The organism is Maribacter sp. HTCC2170, from assembly GCF_000153165.2.
Lineage (GTDB): Bacteria > Bacteroidota > Bacteroidia > Flavobacteriales > Flavobacteriaceae > Maribacter_A.
Window position 1 is genome coordinate 2070168 of sequence record NC_014472.1, and the last position, 18987, is coordinate 2089154.

General features: G+C 38.7%; 17 protein-coding genes. 7 read left to right on the plus strand and 10 right to left on the minus strand.

Translation table 11 applies throughout. From position 1 onward, the window contains the following. Nucleotides 1-4 precede the first annotated feature (4 nt). From FB2170_RS09160 to FB2170_RS09170, 3 genes are all read right to left on the minus strand, one after another. A complete protein-coding gene (locus FB2170_RS09160; RefSeq protein WP_013306264.1) occupies nucleotides 5-490 on the minus strand; it encodes a hypothetical protein in 486 nt (161 codons plus the stop codon). Further along, entirely contained in the window at nucleotides 490-1278 is a 789-nt protein-coding gene (locus tag FB2170_RS09165; protein WP_013306265.1) for a DUF1080 domain-containing protein, read from the minus strand. Before FB2170_RS09165 ends, FB2170_RS09160 begins: the two co-directional genes overlap by 1 nt. 85 nt (nucleotides 1279-1363) lie before the next feature. Further along, the gene (locus FB2170_RS09170) at nucleotides 1364-1963 is read right to left on the minus strand and encodes a TetR/AcrR family transcriptional regulator (RefSeq protein WP_013306266.1); all 600 of its coding nucleotides are present in this window, start codon (nucleotides 1961-1963) and stop codon (nucleotides 1364-1366) included. Nucleotides 1964-2035: 72 nt separating this feature from the next. Between FB2170_RS09170 and FB2170_RS09175 the strand changes: the two genes are divergently transcribed. Then, the gene (locus FB2170_RS09175) at nucleotides 2036-2470 is read left to right on the plus strand and encodes a cupin domain-containing protein (RefSeq protein ID WP_013306267.1); all 435 of its coding nucleotides are present in this window, start codon (nucleotides 2036-2038) and stop codon (nucleotides 2468-2470) included. Here FB2170_RS09175 and FB2170_RS09180 read toward each other — a convergent pair. The 3 genes from FB2170_RS09180 to FB2170_RS09190 all read right to left on the minus strand — a co-directional run bounded on the left by FB2170_RS09180 (nucleotide 2467) and on the right by FB2170_RS09190 (nucleotide 3801). Then, a complete protein-coding gene (locus tag FB2170_RS09180; protein ID WP_013306268.1) occupies nucleotides 2467-3102 on the minus strand; it encodes a class I SAM-dependent DNA methyltransferase in 636 nt (211 codons plus the stop codon). The two genes, FB2170_RS09175 and FB2170_RS09180, sit on opposite strands and share 4 nt — an antisense overlap. A gap of 34 nt (nucleotides 3103-3136) precedes the next feature. Beyond that, nucleotides 3137-3394, minus strand: a complete 258-nt coding sequence (locus FB2170_RS09185) for a hypothetical protein (RefSeq protein ID WP_148232086.1) — start codon at nucleotides 3392-3394, stop codon at nucleotides 3137-3139. Between the two features lie 71 nt (nucleotides 3395-3465). After that, nucleotides 3466-3801, minus strand: coding sequence for a TerB family tellurite resistance protein (locus FB2170_RS09190; RefSeq protein ID WP_013306270.1), 336 nt, complete (start codon nucleotides 3799-3801; stop codon nucleotides 3466-3468). 292 nt (nucleotides 3802-4093) lie between these two features. Here FB2170_RS09190 and FB2170_RS17030 point away from each other — a divergent pair, with 292 nt between their 5' ends. From FB2170_RS17030 to FB2170_RS09210, 4 genes are all read left to right on the plus strand, one after another. Beyond that, a complete protein-coding gene (locus tag FB2170_RS17030) occupies nucleotides 4094-4384 on the plus strand; it encodes a DUF2188 domain-containing protein (RefSeq protein WP_013306271.1) in 291 nt (96 codons plus the stop codon). 463 nt (nucleotides 4385-4847) lie between these two features. Next, on the plus strand, nucleotides 4848-5336 hold the full coding sequence (locus FB2170_RS09200; RefSeq protein WP_013306273.1) for a DoxX family protein: 489 nt from the start codon (nucleotides 4848-4850) through the stop codon (nucleotides 5334-5336). Between the two features lies 1 nt (nucleotide 5337). Further along, complete coding sequence (locus FB2170_RS09205; RefSeq protein WP_013306274.1) at nucleotides 5338-6924, plus strand: Gfo/Idh/MocA family protein; 1587 nt, start codon at nucleotides 5338-5340, stop codon at nucleotides 6922-6924. A 284-nt stretch (nucleotides 6925-7208) separates the two neighbouring features. Continuing rightward, the gene (locus FB2170_RS09210; protein ID WP_013306276.1) at nucleotides 7209-7937 is read left to right on the plus strand and encodes an energy transducer TonB; all 729 of its coding nucleotides are present in this window, start codon (nucleotides 7209-7211) and stop codon (nucleotides 7935-7937) included. 36 nt (nucleotides 7938-7973) lie between these two features. Here FB2170_RS09210 and FB2170_RS09215 read toward each other — a convergent pair whose 3' ends face one another. After that, on the minus strand, nucleotides 7974-8876 hold the full coding sequence (locus tag FB2170_RS09215; protein ID WP_041633143.1) for a metallophosphoesterase family protein: 903 nt from the start codon (nucleotides 8874-8876) through the stop codon (nucleotides 7974-7976). Between the two features lie 115 nt (nucleotides 8877-8991). Between FB2170_RS09215 and FB2170_RS09220 the strand changes: the two genes are divergently transcribed. Further along, nucleotides 8992-11364 (plus strand): GAF domain-containing protein, encoded by a 2373-nt coding sequence (locus tag FB2170_RS09220; RefSeq protein WP_013306278.1) that lies wholly within the window; start codon nucleotides 8992-8994, stop codon nucleotides 11362-11364. Here FB2170_RS09220 and FB2170_RS09225 read toward each other — a convergent pair whose 3' ends face one another. Continuing rightward, entirely contained in the window at nucleotides 11365-12558 is a 1194-nt protein-coding gene (locus tag FB2170_RS09225; RefSeq protein WP_013306279.1) for a Pycsar system effector family protein, read from the minus strand. A gap of 55 nt (nucleotides 12559-12613) precedes the next feature. Between FB2170_RS09225 and FB2170_RS09230 the strand changes: the two genes are divergently transcribed. Then, nucleotides 12614-16324: a metallophosphoesterase gene (locus tag FB2170_RS09230; RefSeq protein ID WP_041633144.1), complete on the plus strand. Its 3711-nt coding sequence runs from the start codon at nucleotides 12614-12616 to the stop codon at nucleotides 16322-16324. A 5-nt stretch (nucleotides 16325-16329) separates the two neighbouring features. On the opposite strand, the gene FB2170_RS09235 is transcribed toward FB2170_RS09230, so the two are convergent. Beyond that, on the minus strand, nucleotides 16330-17184 hold the full coding sequence (locus tag FB2170_RS09235) for a hypothetical protein (RefSeq protein WP_013306281.1): 855 nt from the start codon (nucleotides 17182-17184) through the stop codon (nucleotides 16330-16332). A 61-nt stretch (nucleotides 17185-17245) separates the two neighbouring features. Next, nucleotides 17246-18898, minus strand: a complete 1653-nt coding sequence (locus FB2170_RS09240; RefSeq protein WP_013306282.1) for a sodium/sugar symporter — start codon at nucleotides 18896-18898, stop codon at nucleotides 17246-17248. Between the last annotated feature and the right edge of the window lie 89 nt (nucleotides 18899-18987).

The following is an 18987-nucleotide window of genomic DNA, read 5'->3' on the forward strand; positions in this document are numbered from 1 at the left end:
CTCCTCAGAGCGCCCTTGTCATTTTTCCAATATTCATTTTTTCGCCTTTATTAAAGTGAATCTCCCGAACCATTGTCATATCGTTCCATAGATATTTATGGCCTTTTAAACTACGGGTCAAATTCATGCGACGTTTCAAGGCCCTCATTTCAGTTTCGGTAGCTTCCCTACGCTTGCCAAGAGTACCATATAATCTAAAAGCAGGATAGGTTTTAAAGTGCCCTTTGAACAATGATTTCAACCAAAAAAGTTTGCTGCTGTTCACGGCCAAGATGCAGATATTGTTATTGGTTGTAGCATGCTTTGGTAGTGTAGAAACGAACTTTTCAAAATAAAACCCCGTCTGGTCTTTATTTAGGAATACGGTACCAACTGGAGTTACCGTTGGTGCGTTGTCCGCATCGACTGATGCTATAGCGACATGTAGGCTTGAACCAAAACTTTGGCTAAAATGTTTTCTTATTTTATCCCAATCCTTAATTAATTCCACTATAATTTCCGAAGCCAGATATTCCTGAATTGTGTTTTGTTCCCATGATCTTGTAGCTTAATAACGTCATCCCCGTGCGAATCAGGGTACATATGAAGCCCAATGTAATTGGTTAAACCGGCGATAGTGACATTGTTCTGTACCAAAACGCCATTGTGCAAAACTGTAATTCGGGCGGGTGAGTCCAATCGGCCATCTTCCTTGAATCTTGGTGCCGTGTACACCACATCATAGGTGTTCCATTCCAATGGGTTGCGCATTGCGTTCACCAAAGGAGCATGGTCTTTATAGATACTGGCGGCTTGCCCGTTGCGATAGGTTCGATTGTTATAGGAATCCAAAATTTGCAGTTCGTAGCGGTCCTGAAAAAATACACCACTGTTACCACGTCCTTGTCCGGCACTCTCTACCTTATCAGGAGCACTGAATTCTATATGTAATTGGATATCCCCAAATTTCATTTTGGTCTGAATGTAACCAGAACCCGGTACCACTTCCATAATATCATTATCTACAATTTTCCAAGGGGCAGGCTTTGTATTATCTATTTGACTTACCCACTGATCTAAGTTAGATCCGTCGAATAAGATAATGGCATCTGAAGGAGCATCACCTAAAACCTTGGCAGGGGTAACCACCGTAACTTCGGGTTCCCATATTTCAGTCATTTCCGGTTTCATGGGCATAGGGGAAACCTCTGGTGGCGTACTGGGGTAATTATGTTGTGCTTGCGTAGTGATGGTGAAAGTAATGGCAATAAGTGATAGCCAGACTAATTTAGATTTCATAGGTATTTAATTTTAGTATGTATAGTACCAAAGATATTATAAAAATAATTCACTTTAGTGGGTTAATTTCTGGAAGATTTTTGAATTATTTACCGTGAATCCCCAGCCCTTTTAATATCATTTGAAGTCCCCATTGCAATGTTTCTTTAGAGGCTTGGTCTGACAATTCACATACATCTTTGGTTACGATGAATGCTTCAATACCCATAAGAAGGGTGGCAATATTTGTAAGTTTGGTGAGTTCTGTCTTGTTTATATTAAATTGCTCGCTGTCGATGGCCAATTGCAAGGTATTCGTTCTTCTTGCACCTCTTTTTGCTTTTGGGGCGGCTGATGCTAAGACAACACTTAAGTATTTTCTAAAAGCGGCTTCATTGTCTATGGTTAAATTGTTGAAATACTCTTGAATTCCCAAAATCTTTTCGATGGGCCCTACATCTCGAAGTTGATTATTTATTTCTACTGGGCTTTGGGTATTTAGGTCTAATCCAGCTTCCGAAGAAAGTACATCAACATTTGAATAATAACGGTAAATAGTAGCTCGGGACACTTGTGCCTCTTTAGCAACATCTTCCAAAGAAAAATCGATTCCTTTTGTCAAGAATTGTTGAGCTGTGTTGAGAATGGAATTCCTTGTTTTGAGCTTTTGTTTTTTCCGGCCAGAATCTATGTACTTGTTATTCATAAGACAAATATCTTATAAGAATTTGGAAAATCAAAACTTGTTTTTATATTTGTGAGACAAAAATCTCATAAAATGAAACAATCAAACACGCAATGGGTCTTGGGGCATAAAGTTACTCCGTACGATACAACCGGTGATTATGATTTAATGATGGGGGAGACCCCTCCCCAAGTTCCTGGGCCACCACCTCATCTACATCACAGTTACAAAGAATCTTTTCTGATTGTAGAGGGCGAAATGGAATTTATGATGAATGGTGAAATTAAATTGGTAAGGGCTGGAGAAGCGATTGATATTCCGCCTGAAACCTTGCACACATTTGGGAATAAAAGCGACCAAATTTGCAAATGGGTGAATATTCATAGTCCAAAAGGATTTCGTAAGTTTTTCGAACAGACGGGAATACCTGTTGGTGATGATAATGCCCAATCAAAATCTGTGGACCCAGCTGTTATTCAAAAAGTGATTCAAACCGCTGCGGATTATGACATGCATATCGAAATTTAAATTTTACGGGCTACAACAATCATATCGGTGAAAATACGACCATCGGGCTCAGGACAGGCTTGTTTTATAAAGTGTACTATTTCAAAACCATTACGTTTTAAATTTTGTTTTATGGCCGCTGCTTGATGGTAATGAATATAGACTTTGTCGTCACCGCTAAATGTAGTGTTTTCAAAACCCGATTGGTTGTAATCACCTTCCATAGTACTTATAAAGAGTGTGCCGTTACTATTCAATAGAGAAGCACAATCCAAGATCAATTTGGCGGATTCCTCTAAATTCAAATAGGGCATAACAAAAGCACCAACAATTGCATCGAACTTTTGATTTAGGGTAGTAATCTCCCGACAATCCAACTTAAAAAACTCGGCATCGGGATTGTTTTTTTTGGCCAAAGCAAGCATTTTCGAGGCCAAGTCCGTTCCGGTAATATGAAGGTCGGGTCTTTTGTTCAGTACATATTGGGTTACATTACCAGGCCCGCAACCCAGCTCTAAGATGTTGGCGTTTTGAGGCAACAATTCTAGAAAAGCATCATACCATGTATTGTATTGGTCCACGGTTTCCACCTTTTCCCAATAGGCGTCGGCAGCCTTGTTGTAGCTATTTTCGGTAAATGACTTCTTATTCATTAGAAACCCTAAAGTTAGTCAACATTGTAGAATGTTATACAACTATTGCCCAAATAAGTAGGGTAATCAATGCTATGGAGACGATAAATGATAAGAGATAAAGGCTGATTTTTTGTAATCTGTCTTTTTTGGCTTGTGCGATGATTTTATCACGTATTTTTTTCCGCTCAAACTCACTGATGTTTTTGGTCGCCACAAAAGTATCCCCAGAGAATTTCACATACTTCTTTCTAAGCTCAGTGAAAGACCTGCTTTTTTTGAGCAAAGCCCTATTGGCTTTGATTACTTTCATAGGTTGACCTGAATACCCCATAACTATGTGTAGTGAAAATGAGGGTTTTGTTACAGGTATGGGAGTGGGTACTATTGTTCCTTAAGGTCTTGACCAATACCTACTTCATGAAGAATATTAAAGATCAAGCGGTATTCTTTCTTGTTTAATTCGCCATCAACACTTGCCATTTCATTTAGCACTTTGGATAGTGATTGCTTTTTTTCGAAGGTCATATTTTTAAGGATCGATAGACTTTCTTTGGCCGAAATACCACGGGCCTCCTCAACAAGTATACGATCAAAATTCAAGGTATCCATTAATTGGCTCATAAAGACCATTTCCTCTACGTCCACATTACCATCTACGTAGATCACTTCATCCACTGCCTTTACCAAGGCCAATTTTTCAGCTATACTAAATTCCATAAGGTTGTTTTAAGACAACTACTAAGGTAATTAAAAACAGTACACGCTTTTAATGAAAATTTGATAATTCAGTCTCGGTAGTTGTGAATGAAACACCAATAATTATTTTGACATCCGTTCTAACGAGAATAATTAAAAGCAAAAAAGACTCTTTGACCCTAAGGGGATTAATGCTGCACAAAACGTCACTTCGTGTGATTCTGAGCGAAGCGCAGTATTGGTTTGAGAAGCAACACATTTGATGCACTCAATACTAAAAACAGTATCTTGGCAAACATTAAGTAAACACTATATGCCGAAAAGTAACAGATCCAGATCTTGGATAGATATTTTGAGTGAATTGATTGAGGTCTTTTTTAAGAGCGCTGGCCGCAGCAAACGCGGTAGAACCTGGCACCAACATGTGGTACCCTATGAAGACGATTGGGCGGTACGTCGCGAGGGGAATAAACGTATTACCTCTAAACACCGGCGCCAGGATACGGCCATTCGTAAAGCAAAAACACTGGCCAGAAAACACAAGGCCGATGTGATTATTCATAGGTCAGATGGTACTATTAGGGACCGTATCAATTATGATTGATCTCTGGTCATTTAATGTTCCAAGGTTTGTACGTTCGAGCGCAGTCGAGAACTAAGGCAAACTGAAATTTAGGTCTCGACTACGCTCGACCTGACAATCTAAGTGCAAGTAAGAAGATTAATAGTAATAATAAGAGAAGGGAGTTTTTCATTGATGGTTTATTTGAACTTTTAATAAACTGCCAAGTCTTTTGAAAAGTACGCTTCAAAACAAAAAGACTGGCCCAGAAATACAAGGCCAATGCGAACATACAAAGAAAAGTTGGTAGTGAACACGATTGTATTTCTTCTGATTAAGAAAGCCATTTCAAAACTTCAACGCCAAAATGATTTTTTGATTCAATTTTGGGTTCCCTATTTCAAATCTGATAAAAGTCATATTAAGTATTCCCCAAGTAGCCTAATTTCGATATTTTTATAAATGAATATTTTTTAAATAGGTCATAACAAAGAAACCATGTAGTATGATAACAATTAGAAATGAAAAACAGCTGAAGAACAGCATGATATTGTTGCGGCTGTTCATAGGTTGGCACTTCTTATATGAAGGCATAATAAAACTATATAATCCCGATTGGACCTCTTTTGGGTACTTGGCATCGGCCCAGGGCCCTTTTCGTCCCTTATTTTTATGGATGACCAGCGATTCGCTCATAAGCATTGCCGATTGGGGCAATATGATCGCCCTAACCTTTGTGGGGCTCTCCTTGGTACTCGGTATTTTTGAAAAATGGGGTGCTTTGGTAGGTGCCTGTTTATTGGCATTGTACTATCTGGCACACCCTTCATTCCCCTGGGTAACCCAATTGAACGTGGAGGGTAGCTATTGGTTCATCAATAAAAACTTGATAGAACTTGTTGCCTGTGTCGTGATTTATCAAATACCCACTTCGCAGTTTTTTGGACTACAGCGAATTTTGTACAATAAAAAGGAAGAACCTAAACTTAGTTAACATGAAATTTACAAGAAGAGACGCATTAAAGGGTTTGGGAGGAATTCCGCTGATGGGAGCCGTATGGTGGGCAGGTGCCGCTAACACAGTTGCCAAGAAAAGAGAACGTTCCGCAATATTGGAACAATTGAACATACAACCCTCATTACCAACTGCGGTACCCGCCATTGGTGGAAAACCCATTCGAGTGGGTATCATAGGTTTTGGTATTCGTGGTGAACAACTTTGCCGTGCCCTTGGTTTTGCCACCAATGAATGGAAAGATGATATGCGATTGGCAGCAGAAGAAAACCCCAAACATTCGGCCTTGAAGGATTTTGAGGCGCAAGATAAATTGAACGTGCAATTAGCAGGTATCTGCGACATTTTTGACTATCGTGCGAACAGGGCACTAAGTTCATTCAATACGGAGGATAACAAAATGGAGCGTTTTAGAACCCATCAAGAGATGATCCGTTCCGGTAAGATCGATGCCGTTGTCATAGCCACTCCCGACCATTGGCATGCACCAATGTCTATTGATGCTTTGGAGAACAATATTCACGTGTATGTTGAGAAACCAATGACCCATACGGTTGAAGAGACCTATAGGTTGCGGGAAGCTGCACGCAATTCTAAAGCCACACTTCAAGTAGGGCACCAACATCGGCAAACATTAAGTTTTCAAACGGCGAAAGATATTATCCAAAAAGGAACACTGGGGCACATATCGTTGATACAGACCAATACAAACCGTAACGACGATAATGGCGCTTGGATGTATGATATTCACCCTGAGGCAAGTCCTGAAACCATTGATTGGGAACTATTCTTAGGCCCAGCACCCAAAGTACCTTTCAATAAAAATCATTTTTTTAGATGGCGTAAATGGTGGGCCTATGGCTCCGGTCTTTCCGGTGATCTTTTGTCCCACGACTATGATCGTTTGAACTGTGTTCTCGAAATGGGAATTCCGGATTCGGTGATGACCTCTGGTGGTATTTACACGCATAGAGATGGGCGTAATGTTCCCGATGTGCTTAATGTGAATATGGAGTATCCCAATTTTAGCACAGGAAGCAGTCAAAAGTCTGGTAAGGAAAAGGGGATGACCTTTGTTTATAGCGCCACTTTAGGAAACGGTTTTAGCCGTCCTACACACCTTATGGGTCATGACGGAACCATGGAACTTGGCAATCGTTTGACCATTTGGCCCGATAGCAGGTCTACCCGATATGCTGATATGGTAGAGGAAGGAAAAATGAGCCCAGGGGTTCCTATTTATCAATATGACCCCAGTGCATCTTCTCCTGATGCCGTAGCATCGGCCACATCGCAATATTTTGCCGATAAAGGTTTAATGTGGACCTATATTAACGGGGCACGGGTTGATTCTACTTTCTTGCATATGCGTGAATGGTTGAGCAGTGCCCGTAACGGAGGAAAACTGAGTTGTGGAATAAAAGAAGGTTTTGAAGAGGCAATTGCTTCCCATATGGCCGGACTTTCCTATAAATTGGGCAGGCGTATCGAATGGGATAACGAAACAGAAACTTTAAAATCTATAGAAGGTATTGACTTTGATGAGGCACTTCTTGCTTCTATTTAATTTGTGGTTATTGCATCACAAATGATTTGTTGAATTCGAAAAAAGCGGACCCATGGGTCCGCTTTTTAGTTAATCAGATTATTTTTTCAAGCAATTGTTGGGAATGTTATTTCATTTGATGCTTTTTTTTGATAATACAACCGAAAACGTTGGATAATTTTCATATTTCCAGAAAAGTGCCCAAAAATTATCATTTTGAAAAAAAAGACCCATTTAAACTGACAAATGTCATATTCAGTGCTCAAATACCGCCGTAAATTTGGGTAATTCATAAAACAAATGTCATGCAAGTTAAGAAGAACCCAAACGTTGATTTAAATCGCAATAGTGGCCTCTATTTTGTTATTGGCCTAACCATGGTCCTTTTTCTCACGTGGAGAGCCTTGGAATATAAATCTTATCCTAAAAACGATCAGATTGTAGAAATGATGAACGTGGTAGAAGAGCTTAAGGAAGATGTTCCGATTACCGAACAGATTAAAACACCGCCTCCGCCTCCGCCTCCGTCAGCACCGGAGATTATTGAGATTGTAGAGGATGCCGCAGAGATTGAGGAAACAGTTATTGAAAGTACTGAATCCAGTCAAGATCAGATTGTAGAAGAGGTAGTTGATGTTGATGATGTTGAAGTAGGAGACGAAGAAGAAGATATTTCAGTTCCGTTTGCAATTATTGAGAATGTGCCAATTTTTCCTGGTTGTGAAAGTGCAAAAGGGAATGCCGCACGTAAGGCTTGTTTCCAACAGAAAATACAACAGCACATCAAGAAAGAATTCAGTTACCCCCAAATTGCTGCAGAAATGGGTATTCAAGGACGGGTATTTGTTCAGTTCGCTATAAATTCAAAAGGATATATAGACGGAATTAGGACAAGAGGTCCAGATCCAGGGTTAGAGAAAGAAGCTGCTCGTATAGTTTCTTCGTTACCAAAAATGACACCTGGTATGCAAAGGGGTAGAGCGGTAACTGTACCTTACAGTATCCCCGTAAACTTTAAGTTGGCGATACAATAAAAAAAATACTAACCAAAGAATTAGGGCCTGGGATTATTAATCCTGGGCCTTTTTGTAATCTATCAATTTTTGAGGGCCTTCAAGTAAAATACGAACAATTTGCAGGGTGCCATCATCCTTGGTGGCAATTTGCCATTTTATGAGGGAAATGGTTCCATTCTCAATCTCTATTCCCGTTATACTTCTTGGGTGAACGCAACTACCATCATTAAATAGAGGAATGTCGCCTGGTTCAGGAAAACGCGGTCTATGGGTATGGCCTACAACGGTCATCATTAACTTTTTGCTCAATATCCAACGTTTGATCCGTCGCTCTACTTTAATAAGTTCTTTGTAGTTTTTTGCCGGGCTTGTGGGATCGGCAATTCCCCAGACCTGTAGCGGTTTCCATAGAACACGAACCAAAAAACGGCCCCATCGCCAAAAGGTATAGTTCCACCAGTCTGCCTGGTGCCCATGGGTAAGAAAAATTTCTTGATTTGTTTCACTGTGTTTTAAGACCACACCTTCATGGTATTGAATACCTTCAAAAAGCTCTTTGTCTTTTTCATCAATGGGTTCAAAGTAATGCCATAGATTCTTTTTAACATATGCCTGGTCTTTGTAAACCATGTCGTGGTTTCCCCAAATCATATGCAATCTATTCTCTAAATGGTATTTTCTCAGTAATTGAAATACATTTTTATGGGCATCAAATATTGATTCGAAAGAACGATTTTCCCATAGTTCGTCGCCATCACCCAATTCACAATAAGAAAAACCATTGTTATAGTAGTGCTTTATAGCATGAAAATAGATGTTCCTGTTATTGGCAAAGTCATCTGCAAAACTGTTGTCTCCCCTGTGGCAATCACTAAATAATATGAATTTGGTCTTGTCATCAAAAGGCACCACTTTGGCATTTTCGTATGCTCTGGATAGTCTGAAGTTTGATGACATTTTCGAATTTTTTATAAATATCCAAAAAAACGAGGAATACCCTTGGTTTTCCATTAACAAAATTCTACGGAATGTTTTGTAATTTTACAGGTCCAACATAGACCAATATAAAGGTATGGGTAAAATTAACGAAGAAGATTTTCCGTTACAACGCTTGATCAGTTTTCATAAACTGTTGGAGGAATATGATCGCATGGCTAATGGCGAAGACGAGTTTTTGGCTAAAAGGGCGCAGCAGGTTTTGGACGCCCAAGCGCCTTATCCTGAATTACGTGATGGCTTTTCCGATGTTTCATTAGTAAAGAAACATGAGAAGGTAATTAGGATGATTTTACAGGATTCCTTTGCGAACGTACTAACCAAAAATGAGATTAAAACGGCATCATTACCTTATTATGATATCATCTTTAACAGCTCTGACCGTTTTGAGGAGATTTTGGCTGCCGCAGGCGAAGATTTTGAGCTGAAAGCGCGGGGTGTTCCTGAAAGCTTAAGTTATATAATGGGGTGTACCGTAATCCTTAATTTCTATTACGGCTATAGATTGGACTTTAAACGCCCTCTTTTTTATGATATTCCTGATGAAAAAGGAATAATGAAGCATTACCGCATTTTATATAATGCCGATTTCATTGAATTGATACCCACAGATAAAGCAAAGGATCTAACACAAAACGATGTTGATGAATTGCTTGAAAATTTTGATGATATTGACCTTTGGAAAGAAAAGATACCTCCTGGAAGTTTTATTTCAAAAGGCTTTGTTATTTCAAATATGTTCGATGCGACCACGGAACATTCAATTTCTGAGATAAAATCGAACTTAATAACTAACGATAAACGAGCCAACGATAATTTTGTTGAGAACCTCCAAAATGTTTTTAGGTCTTTCTTTAATATTCCGGATATTAACGTAGGTTTTGTTACTTATAATCCTGACGAGCATAAGTTTGAAAAAGTGCATGGAAAACAGATGAAGAGTTACCTTCTGCACAACAAAGAAATGGAATCCTGCAACAGTACCTTGTGCCAAGGTTCCTATGAGAAATTACTCAAAGAGAAAGACTATTTTGCTATTGCCGATGTGGACAAATTTTTTGAAATGTCAGACGGGCATCCACCTTACAAAGGGTTAAAGGCCCAAGGAATAAAAAGTGCAATTTTTGCACCTATAGCAAACGAAGGTAATTTGCTTGGTGTTCTAGAACTTGTGTCCAACAAAGTAAATGACCTCAATAGCATAAATGCACAAAAGTTGGAGGATATAATGCCTTATATCGTAACTGCCGTTCTTCGTTCTGCGGCTGAAGAGGCAAATTTGATTGATGCTATTATTCAACATGAATGTACAACGGTACATTCTTCGGTCTATTGGAAATTCAAAGAGGAAGCAAGACGATTTATTGTCGATGACCTTAGTGGGAAGCAACCCTCTTTCGAAGAAATAGTTTTTAAGAATGTTTATCCTCTTTATGGTCAAATTGACATCAAGGATTCTTCGAGGGCACGTAATGCGGCCATACAAAATGATTTAATGATTCAACTTTCAACTATAAGCGCAATCATCACTGCGGCTAGGAAAAAGAATGAATTGCCAATTTATGAAGAACTACAATATAGAGTGAACAATCTTCTTGAAGAAATCAAAGAAGTTCTCAATACCAATAGTGAACAGGCCATATTTGATTTTGTAAAGGAGGAGGTGCTACCAGTGTTGGATCATTTGAAAAATACAGATTCTGATCTAGTGGAGAGGATTGAGGCATATGAGGAAGGTATTGACGCAACTACCGAATCGTACTATGACCATCGCAAGAATTATGATGAAAGCGTAATGCGCATCAATAAAGAATTGGCCTTGGTAATTGATCAAAGGCAGGAAGAAGCTCAAGCAATGTTCCCTCATTATTTTGAACGTTATAAGACTGATGGTGTTGAGCACAATATGTACATTGGTGAGGCTATTTCAGGACATTTACCATTCAATCAATTGTACTTACACAATTTACGATTGTGGCAACTGCAGATTATGTGTGAAATGGAAAATACACACTATAATTTAAAACCTGATCTCACCGTACCTTTGGATGTAGCATCTTTATTATTGGTGTACAGTACATCGCTCTCTATTCGTTTTCGTATGGATGAAAAACGTTTTGATGTTGATGGTACCTACAATGCCCGATACGAGGTTATTAAAAAGCGAATTGATAAGTCGTACATAAAAGGTACCAACGAACGTTTAACACAAACAGGGAAGCTTGCCATTGTATATTCCCAGAAAAAGGATGAGTTAGAATACTTGAGGTATATAAGTTTCCTAAAATCCAAAGGTTATTTTACCAATAATATTGAAATAGTTGACCTTGAAGGTCTACAAGGGGTAACAGGTCTTAAGGCCATTAGGGCCGAAATTCTTTATACAAAAGGCAAAGAAAAAGAGCAGACCTATACCTATGACGATTTAATGGAAGAACTTAAAGCCTAATTATAAGGGCATACGATCTGGTCCGTAATATTGAAAAGCAACTGCAAAAGCTATTACAGATAGTACAGTGCCAATCATAAATATTGTATACGTCCACCGTAAGATTTTGTATTTACGATTTAGAACCAATCCTAGAAAGTAGAGGTCTTTTGTTAGACTGGAATAAATATATTCCTTGTCCTTTACAAGTTCGCTAATAGCCCATTGGTAATCCTCGAGTTTCATTTTATGAAAATTGCCAAAGAACAATAAATTCACTTTTTTGTTTTTTACATCTTCCTTTGTAAACTCCCCACTCGTTACATTTGGTCGGGTTGCCAAAACTGCCAAAATCATTGATATTACCGAAAAAACCACAAAAATCACGCTAGGTACAATAAGATAATGGTTTGACGGGTTGTCCAATTTTGGGATGAGGTTCGACAGCGCCAACGAAATTATAATCGCGTTTACCGATAAAAGAATATTTGCCTTGGTGTCAGCTATATCACTTAAGGTTAAATGATTCTTTAAGGTGACCCTGAAAAGGGTTTGTATTCCGCGATCAGGACTTTCACTTTTATATTTTGCCTTCAGGGCTTCCTTTTTGGCTATTTGTTTTTCTGCTTTCTGTTCTTTTGCCAATTTTTTTAGGTTTTTATCTTTTTTGGGTTGCCAAAATTCTTTTGCATAGTCGGTATAATACTTATGTTCCTTACCTAGCATTTTCATATTGGCCTTTACCCATTCTTTTTGCGAATATTCAGCGAGACCTAGTTGTGAAAGTTCTGAACGTAACAACTCACAGGTTTCCGTATAACTTTTTTGAGCAAAATGAGAAGCATCTGCATCTCTAATAATCTCCTCTTTTAAGTTGCTGGGTGAATGATACCGTTTTGTGGATAAAATGATGTTAACCACATCCTTGATCCGCTCACTATCATAATTCTCATTTTCAAGATATTCCCGGGCAATTGCACTACCGGCTTCCTCATGGTTTTCGCTCCCTTTGATATAGCCTACGTCATGCAGCCAGGCTGCTAAAACAAGGTCTTCACTATCCTTGAGGTCAAGATCCAAAGAGTTAATGATTTCTTTAGTACTTTTAACTACACGTCTGGTATGGGTAAGATTATGGTATAAATATCTACTATCCAGCTTAGTGGTCAATAAATCTGATACAAAAGATTCAGTTTTGGCAATTATTTCCGACATAAGGAGCGTTTTATTGAATACACAAATTACAAAATTCAAATCTTATATTATTAATATGCGTAAATATTACTCCTGTCTTATACTATTGTTTTTAGTTAGTAGCTGTGCTACCCATAAAACAAAATACGCCAATTTGGAAAGCACCCACGATGTGCCTACAAGTAAAGAGGTTTCCCATACTTTTTATCTGATTGGTGATGCGGGAAAATCACCCATGGGCGATATGAACCCTGCCCTAAAATTGTTTAAGAAACGATTGGGTCAGGCTGAGAAGAATAGTACTGCGATTTTTCTTGGGGATAATATTTACCCAGCAGGTATGCCTGATAAAAAGGATTCTACCGAAGAATACGAACTCGCAAAGAATCACTTGAAGGCTCAAATAAACACGCTCGACGATTTTAAGGGTAAAACGATTTTCATTCCTGGAAACCATGATTGGTACAACGAAGGTCTTAAAGGGCTGGAAAGACAGCAGAAATACATTGAAAAGAAACTGGATAGCAAAAAAGTATATTTTCCTCAGGATGGTTGCCCAATGCAAAAAATTGATGTGAACGATGACGTTGTCGTAATTGCTATTGATACAGAGTGGTACCTTACCAATTGGGATAATCACCCAACAATGAATGATGATTGTGAGATTAAAGACCGTGAAAAGTTTTTTGAGGAGTTGGAAGGTTTAATTAAAAAGAATGCAGACAAAACAACGGTTTTGGCTTTGCACCACCCTATGTTCAGTTATGGTCCGCATGGTGGGCAGTTCTCTCTTAAAAGGCAATTGTATCCTAGTGCAGGAAAAGTGCCACTACCTATTATTGGAACCTTGGTTAGTTTGCTTCGGGAAACCACTGGAGCCTCCCCGGCCGACCTTCAAAACAAAAGATACCAACATATGAGGAAACGTATCATTACGTTGGCCCAGTATTCTGAGAAGGTGATTTTCACTTCTGGCCATGAACATACGTTACAGTACATCGTTGAAGAGAATACCCCGCAGATCATTAGTGGGGCAGGGGCAAAAAAGGGTGCCACGCGATTGCTGAATGGCAGTAAATTTTCAACAGGACATATGGGATATGCTACATTGGAAATTTATACTGATGGTTCATCCAGGGTCAGATTTTATGGGGTTAAAGATGATGGGTCGGAAGAGTTTTTGTATACAAGTCAAGTATTGGAAGAGGAGAAACAAACCAGCAGTGAAGAATACTCCAGTGAATTCCCTGCCGAAGTAAAAGCTTCTATTTACACAGAGGATGAGGTAGATAAAAGTAAATTGTTCAAAACCATTTGGGGAGAGCGTTATCGTGATGTTTACGCAACCAAGGTTACGGCCCCAACAGTTGATTTGGATACCCTTTTCGGAGGCCTGAAAGTGATTCGTAAGGGAGGAGGGCATCAATCAAGGTCGCTTAGGCTTGTGAACAATGAGGGCAAGGAGTATGTCATGCGGGCAATACGGAAAAGCGCAGAGATTTATTTACAGTCAATGGCATTTAAGGAGCAGTATGTTGTGGGTGAATTTGAGGATACATTCACCGAAAGCTTACTAGAGGATTTTTATACAGGATCACACCCCTATGCACCTTTTACCATTGGAAGATTATCAGATGCGGTGGGTATTTACCACACCAATCCAACCCTTTATTATATTCCAAAACAAAATGTGATAAAGGACTTTACCGATGAATTTGGAGATGAGCTTTATATGATTGAGGAACGCACGGATAGCGGTCATGGAGATCAAGAGAGTTTTGGTTACTCGAATACTATGGAGAGTACTGATGATATTCTTAAAAAACTTAGGACCGATGAAAAGTATGCAGTTGATAATACGGCATATTTAAAAGCCCGCTTGTTCGATATGATGATCGGTGATTGGGACAGGCATACAGATCAATGGCGTTGGGCCAGATTTAAGGACAAAAAGAATGATAAAATTCTTTATAAACCCGTTCCCAGAGATAGGGATCAAGCGTTTTCAATAATGGGTGATGGCCCTTTAATGAATTTAATTACCCGCATTATTCCTGGCCTTACACTAATGGAAGGATTTAAGGATGAAATAAGAAGTGTTAAAGGTTTTAACGGATCTCCCAAGACCTTTGCATTGGATATGGTGCTGCTGCCGGAAACCACTCTTGATATCTGGAAAGAACAGGTTGTTTTTATTCAGAAGAATATTACCGAAGAGGTTATTGATGATGCTTTTAAGGCTTTTCCGGAAGAGGTTCAAGATGAAACAATCGACGAAATAAAAAGGGTTCTTTTGGCCAGAAGGGATAATCTGCTTGGTACAGCTGAGGAATATTACAAACTGTTGAATAAATATGCAGTGGTCACTGGAACCGATAAGGACGATTATTTTACCATCACCCAATTATCAAACGGCGCTACCAAGATTGTTGGTAATAGAATTAAAAATGGAAAAAAAGGTGAAGTGTTCTTTGACAAGTCTTTTGATCAAAACATAACCAAAGAGGTTTGGATTTATGGGCTGGATGACGATGATCAATTTGAGGTTAATGGGAAAAAAGGAAGAATAAAGCTTCGCTTGGTAGGTGGTCAAAATAATGATGTTTATGACGTGGTTGACAGTAAGGGAGTATATGTCTATGACCATATATCAAAAAAGAACACATTCAAAAATATCAAAAGTGCCAAGTTGCGTTTAACAAACGACTATGAAACCAATACGTACCAACCAATAAAATTGAAAAGCAGTTCAAACCAACTAACACCGTTAATTGGATCCAACCCGGATGATGGTTTTAAAATAGGGTTTACGAACATTTACACATTCAACGGTTTTAAACAGAACCCTTTTACAAGTCAGCATACGATTAACACCTCTTTCTACTTTGCAACCAATGGTTATGATTTTGGTTATAAAGGTGAATTTGCCCATGCCATAGGAAAAGCCAATATTGAGTTGGATGCTAAGTTCACTAGCCCAAACTACAGTGTAAATTTCTTTGGGTTGGGGAATGATTCTGAAAATCTGGATGATGATTTGGAGCTGGATTATAATCGTGTGAAATTAGAGACTATTAAGGTTACACCATCTTTGGTTTGGCGCGGTGATTTAGGTTCTAAATTTCGTTTAGGTATAACATATGAGAGTATTGAAGTTGAAGAGACGGAAGATCGATTCGTAAATACTTTTTATGTGGCCAATGGGGAGGAGAGTAGTAAAGATTTTGTAGGAGCTGATGCCCAGTATACCTATTCAAATTTTGATAATGCCGCATTCCCAACCATGGGTATGGCCACTTCTCTTCATGTTGGTTATAAAAGCAATTTGGAGGAAGGAAGACAGAACTTTGGTTACATAATCCCAAGTTTATCCTTTGATTATAAGTTAGTGCCCAGCGGCAGGTTGGTGCTGGCAACAAAATGGAAGGCCCACTTTAATATTGGCAATGGATTCGAGTTTTATCAAGGCGCCAATATTGGAGGCGTGGATGGATTACGAGGCTTTAGAAACCAACGTTTTACTGGGAAAAAAGCATATTATCAAAATACCGATTTGAGGTATAGCCTTAAAAGAATGAAAACTGGGTTGTTGCCGGTAACCTTTGGCGTTTACGGGGGCTATGATTATGGTCGCGTTTGGATGCCAAACGTAGATTCCGATTCTTGGCATACGTCATACGGTGGCGGGTTCTTTTTTAATGCTTCTGAAATAATGTCTTTGACCTTTGCTTACTTTGATAGTACAGATGGGGCCAGGTTTACCTTTGGTTTAGGTTTTGGATTTTAGAGGTATTATTTAATTTTTAGAGAATATAGATTACCTCCGGTATTAGCTCTTTCTTCATCAGAAATCAATAGAATACCGTTGCTCAGAAAACAGATAGATTCAAGTTGGGTGGTTGCCCCAAGCTCTATGGTCTTTAAAGTTCCTTTAGAAAAATCATCATTCTTAAAATCAGTAAAAATCCATAATTTACCATACCCAAGAAGGGCGATGGTATTTTCATCTTGTGATATATCCGCGGCTGTTATTTGGCAGATGACTTCTTCTTTACAAGTTATGAACTTTCCGACCAGTTGTGCTTCGTATTCGCCTTTGACAGCTGGGACTTTATAAATAAAAGCCTCACCCGTAAACGGAATGGTCCTATTTTTTGTAATAACATAGAGGAACCCATTTCGATAAAAGAAAGCCTCAGCATCAAAATTTAATTTTGAATTCTTTGGAGGAAATGTGGTTTGCTCGGGATATCGGAACTTAATTTTTTCTGCATCAATCTTATCGCCTTTTTCATTTTCAGGATTGGGTAGTTTATAGATGACCAAATCTTTCCTGTTATTATGGTTATTGCCAAAATCACCGATGTATAAATTACCAGCTTTATCAGTCGTTAAATCTTCCCAGTCCTCATTTTTGGCATTCTTAACATTGAATTTCTTGATCAAATTACCCTTGAGGTCAACTTCAGAAATGTTATCATTATTGCCATGATCTTCAATTACCCATAATGTGGAATCGTTAAAGGTGGCAATGCCTGAGTTTTCACTTAGTTTTTCAGGAAGTTTTGTTAGATAGGTGAGCTTGCCATAATTCTTGCACCCTACGGCAAAAGCGAAAACCAATACCAATAAAAATTTGATCTTCATATGGTTAAGATAAAAGAAAAAGAGTTGGATAACCAACTCTTCTTTATCGTTTCAATATTTCTTAATTCCAAAATAGGGAATACAACACTACCAAAATAATCATAACGGCAAAAGAGCCAATATTAAATAGTGGACTAGTCTTGAACATCTCTTTGCTTATTTCAATGCCTTTTTCATCATCTGCCCCTTTGTGTTGTTTTAAACTGTATAAAATAATCACAATCATGGTCAAAATCAGAGTGTATCCCATCTGATCCATAAAAGGTACATCAACAAAGAAAGAATTTGTGGATATTCCTTTTGGTGCAACTTTAAAATACATTGCGATTGGAATGGAAGATAATGCTCCCACAATGGCAGCCTTGTTCGTGGTTTTTTTCCAGAACAATCCCAAGAGGAACACGGCCAATATACCTGGACTTACAATACCGGTATATTCCTGTATAAACTGAAAAGCTTGATCAATTCCTCCTAAAAGCGGAGCCATAATGCAAGCAATTATCAATGCAATTCCAGCTGATAGCCTCCCTGTATTTACGGTGGCCTTGTCACTGGCATCTTTATTTATATACTGTCTATAAATATCCATTGTAAAAATCGTAGATGTCGAATTTAACATAGAGGCCAATGAAGAAACTATTGCTGCAGCTAGAGCCGCGAATGCAACACCTTTTAATCCAGTTGGCAGAAATTGTAAAAGCCACGGATAGGCCTTATCGGCTTGCTCTAATGAAGGCAGGTTCATTAGGCCTGCATCACCCAATCTTGCCATGATCTCAGGGTCATTTATCATAACATATGCAGCGATTCCTGGGATGACTATTATCAACGGTATTACTAATTTCAAGAATGCTGCCAACAAAATTCCTTTTTGTGCCTCTTTCAGTGATTTGGCCGCTAATGTTCTTTGAATTATATACTGGTTGAACCCCCAATAATATAAATTAGCAACCCATAAACCTCCTACCAATACAGCAATTCCGGGAAGATTTTTATACTCGGGGTTAGACTCATCAAGAATCATTACAAACCGTTCTGGCGAGGCCTCATAGATTGTTTTAAGACCGGCGAAGACGCCTTCTCCACCAGAGACAGTATTCAAGGCCAAATAGGTGGTTACCAAACCGCCCAAAACCAAGAAAACAACTTGGATGACATCTGTCCAAGCAACTGCCGATAGACCTCCGTATAAGGAGTAAGCTGCTGCAAAAAGGGCAAGACCAATCACTCCATATATCATTGGAATACCCATTATAGTTTCCAAAGCCAGGGAGCCTAAATATAATACTGAGGCTAGATTTACGAATACATAAAGAGCAATCCAGAAGACTGCCAATATGGTTTTTAAATTTGTGGAAAATCTTTTTTCGACAAATTCTGGAATCGTGTATATTCCTTTCTCGATAAAAATGGGAAGGAAATATTTACCTACAATAATTAGGGTCAAGGCTGCCATCCATTCATAGGATGCAATTGCCAATCCAGAAGCAAATCCTGACCCTGACATTCCTATAAACTGTTCTGCTGAAATATTGGCAGCAATCAAAGAAGCCCCAATGGCCCACCATGGGAGTGATTTACTGGCTAAAAAATAATCCTCTGCATTTTTTTGATGCCCTTTTTTATCTCTTGATACCCATAATCCTACTCCGAGGATTAAAAGGGCATAGGCAATAAAAATGAAATAATCCCAAAATTCGAAAGCTGTGGTCATAATTATTGTAATTGGTTGGTTGAATAAACCAAAATAAACGTTTTTAAATAATTAGACTATCTAATTTGGTTAATTTTAGGCAACAAATG

Coding starts and splice junctions, on each gene's coding strand:
- FB2170_RS17030 (WP_013306271.1), top strand. CDS start 4,094: ATGCCGAAAAGTAACAGATCCAGATCTTGGATAGATATTTTGAGTGAA.
- FB2170_RS09175 (WP_013306267.1), top strand. CDS start 2,036: ATGAAACAATCAAACACGCAATGGGTCTTGGGGCATAAAGTTACTCCG.
- FB2170_RS09180 (WP_013306268.1), bottom strand. CDS start 3,102: ATGAATAAGAAGTCATTTACCGAAAATAGCTACAACAAGGCTGCCGAC.
- FB2170_RS09190 (WP_013306270.1), bottom strand. CDS start 3,801: ATGGAATTTAGTATAGCTGAAAAATTGGCCTTGGTAAAGGCAGTGGAT.
- FB2170_RS09165 (WP_013306265.1), bottom strand. CDS start 1,278: ATGAAATCTAAATTAGTCTGGCTATCACTTATTGCCATTACTTTCACC.
- FB2170_RS09225 (WP_013306279.1), bottom strand. CDS start 12,558: ATGTCGGAAATAATTGCCAAAACTGAATCTTTTGTATCAGATTTATTG.
- FB2170_RS09170 (WP_013306266.1), bottom strand. CDS start 1,963: ATGAATAACAAGTACATAGATTCTGGCCGGAAAAAACAAAAGCTCAAA.
- FB2170_RS09185 (WP_148232086.1), bottom strand. CDS start 3,394: ATGAAAGTAATCAAAGCCAATAGGGCTTTGCTCAAAAAAAGCAGGTCT.
- FB2170_RS09215 (WP_041633143.1), bottom strand. CDS start 8,876: ATGTCATCAAACTTCAGACTATCCAGAGCATACGAAAATGCCAAAGTG.
- FB2170_RS09220 (WP_013306278.1), top strand. CDS start 8,992: ATGGGTAAAATTAACGAAGAAGATTTTCCGTTACAACGCTTGATCAGT.
- FB2170_RS09230 (WP_041633144.1), top strand. CDS start 12,614: ATGCGTAAATATTACTCCTGTCTTATACTATTGTTTTTAGTTAGTAGC.
- FB2170_RS09200 (WP_013306273.1), top strand. CDS start 4,848: ATGATAACAATTAGAAATGAAAAACAGCTGAAGAACAGCATGATATTG.
- FB2170_RS09210 (WP_013306276.1), top strand. CDS start 7,209: ATGCAAGTTAAGAAGAACCCAAACGTTGATTTAAATCGCAATAGTGGC.
- FB2170_RS09240 (WP_013306282.1), bottom strand. CDS start 18,898: ATGACCACAGCTTTCGAATTTTGGGATTATTTCATTTTTATTGCCTAT.
- FB2170_RS09235 (WP_013306281.1), bottom strand. CDS start 17,184: ATGAAGATCAAATTTTTATTGGTATTGGTTTTCGCTTTTGCCGTAGGG.
- FB2170_RS09205 (WP_013306274.1), top strand. CDS start 5,338: ATGAAATTTACAAGAAGAGACGCATTAAAGGGTTTGGGAGGAATTCCG.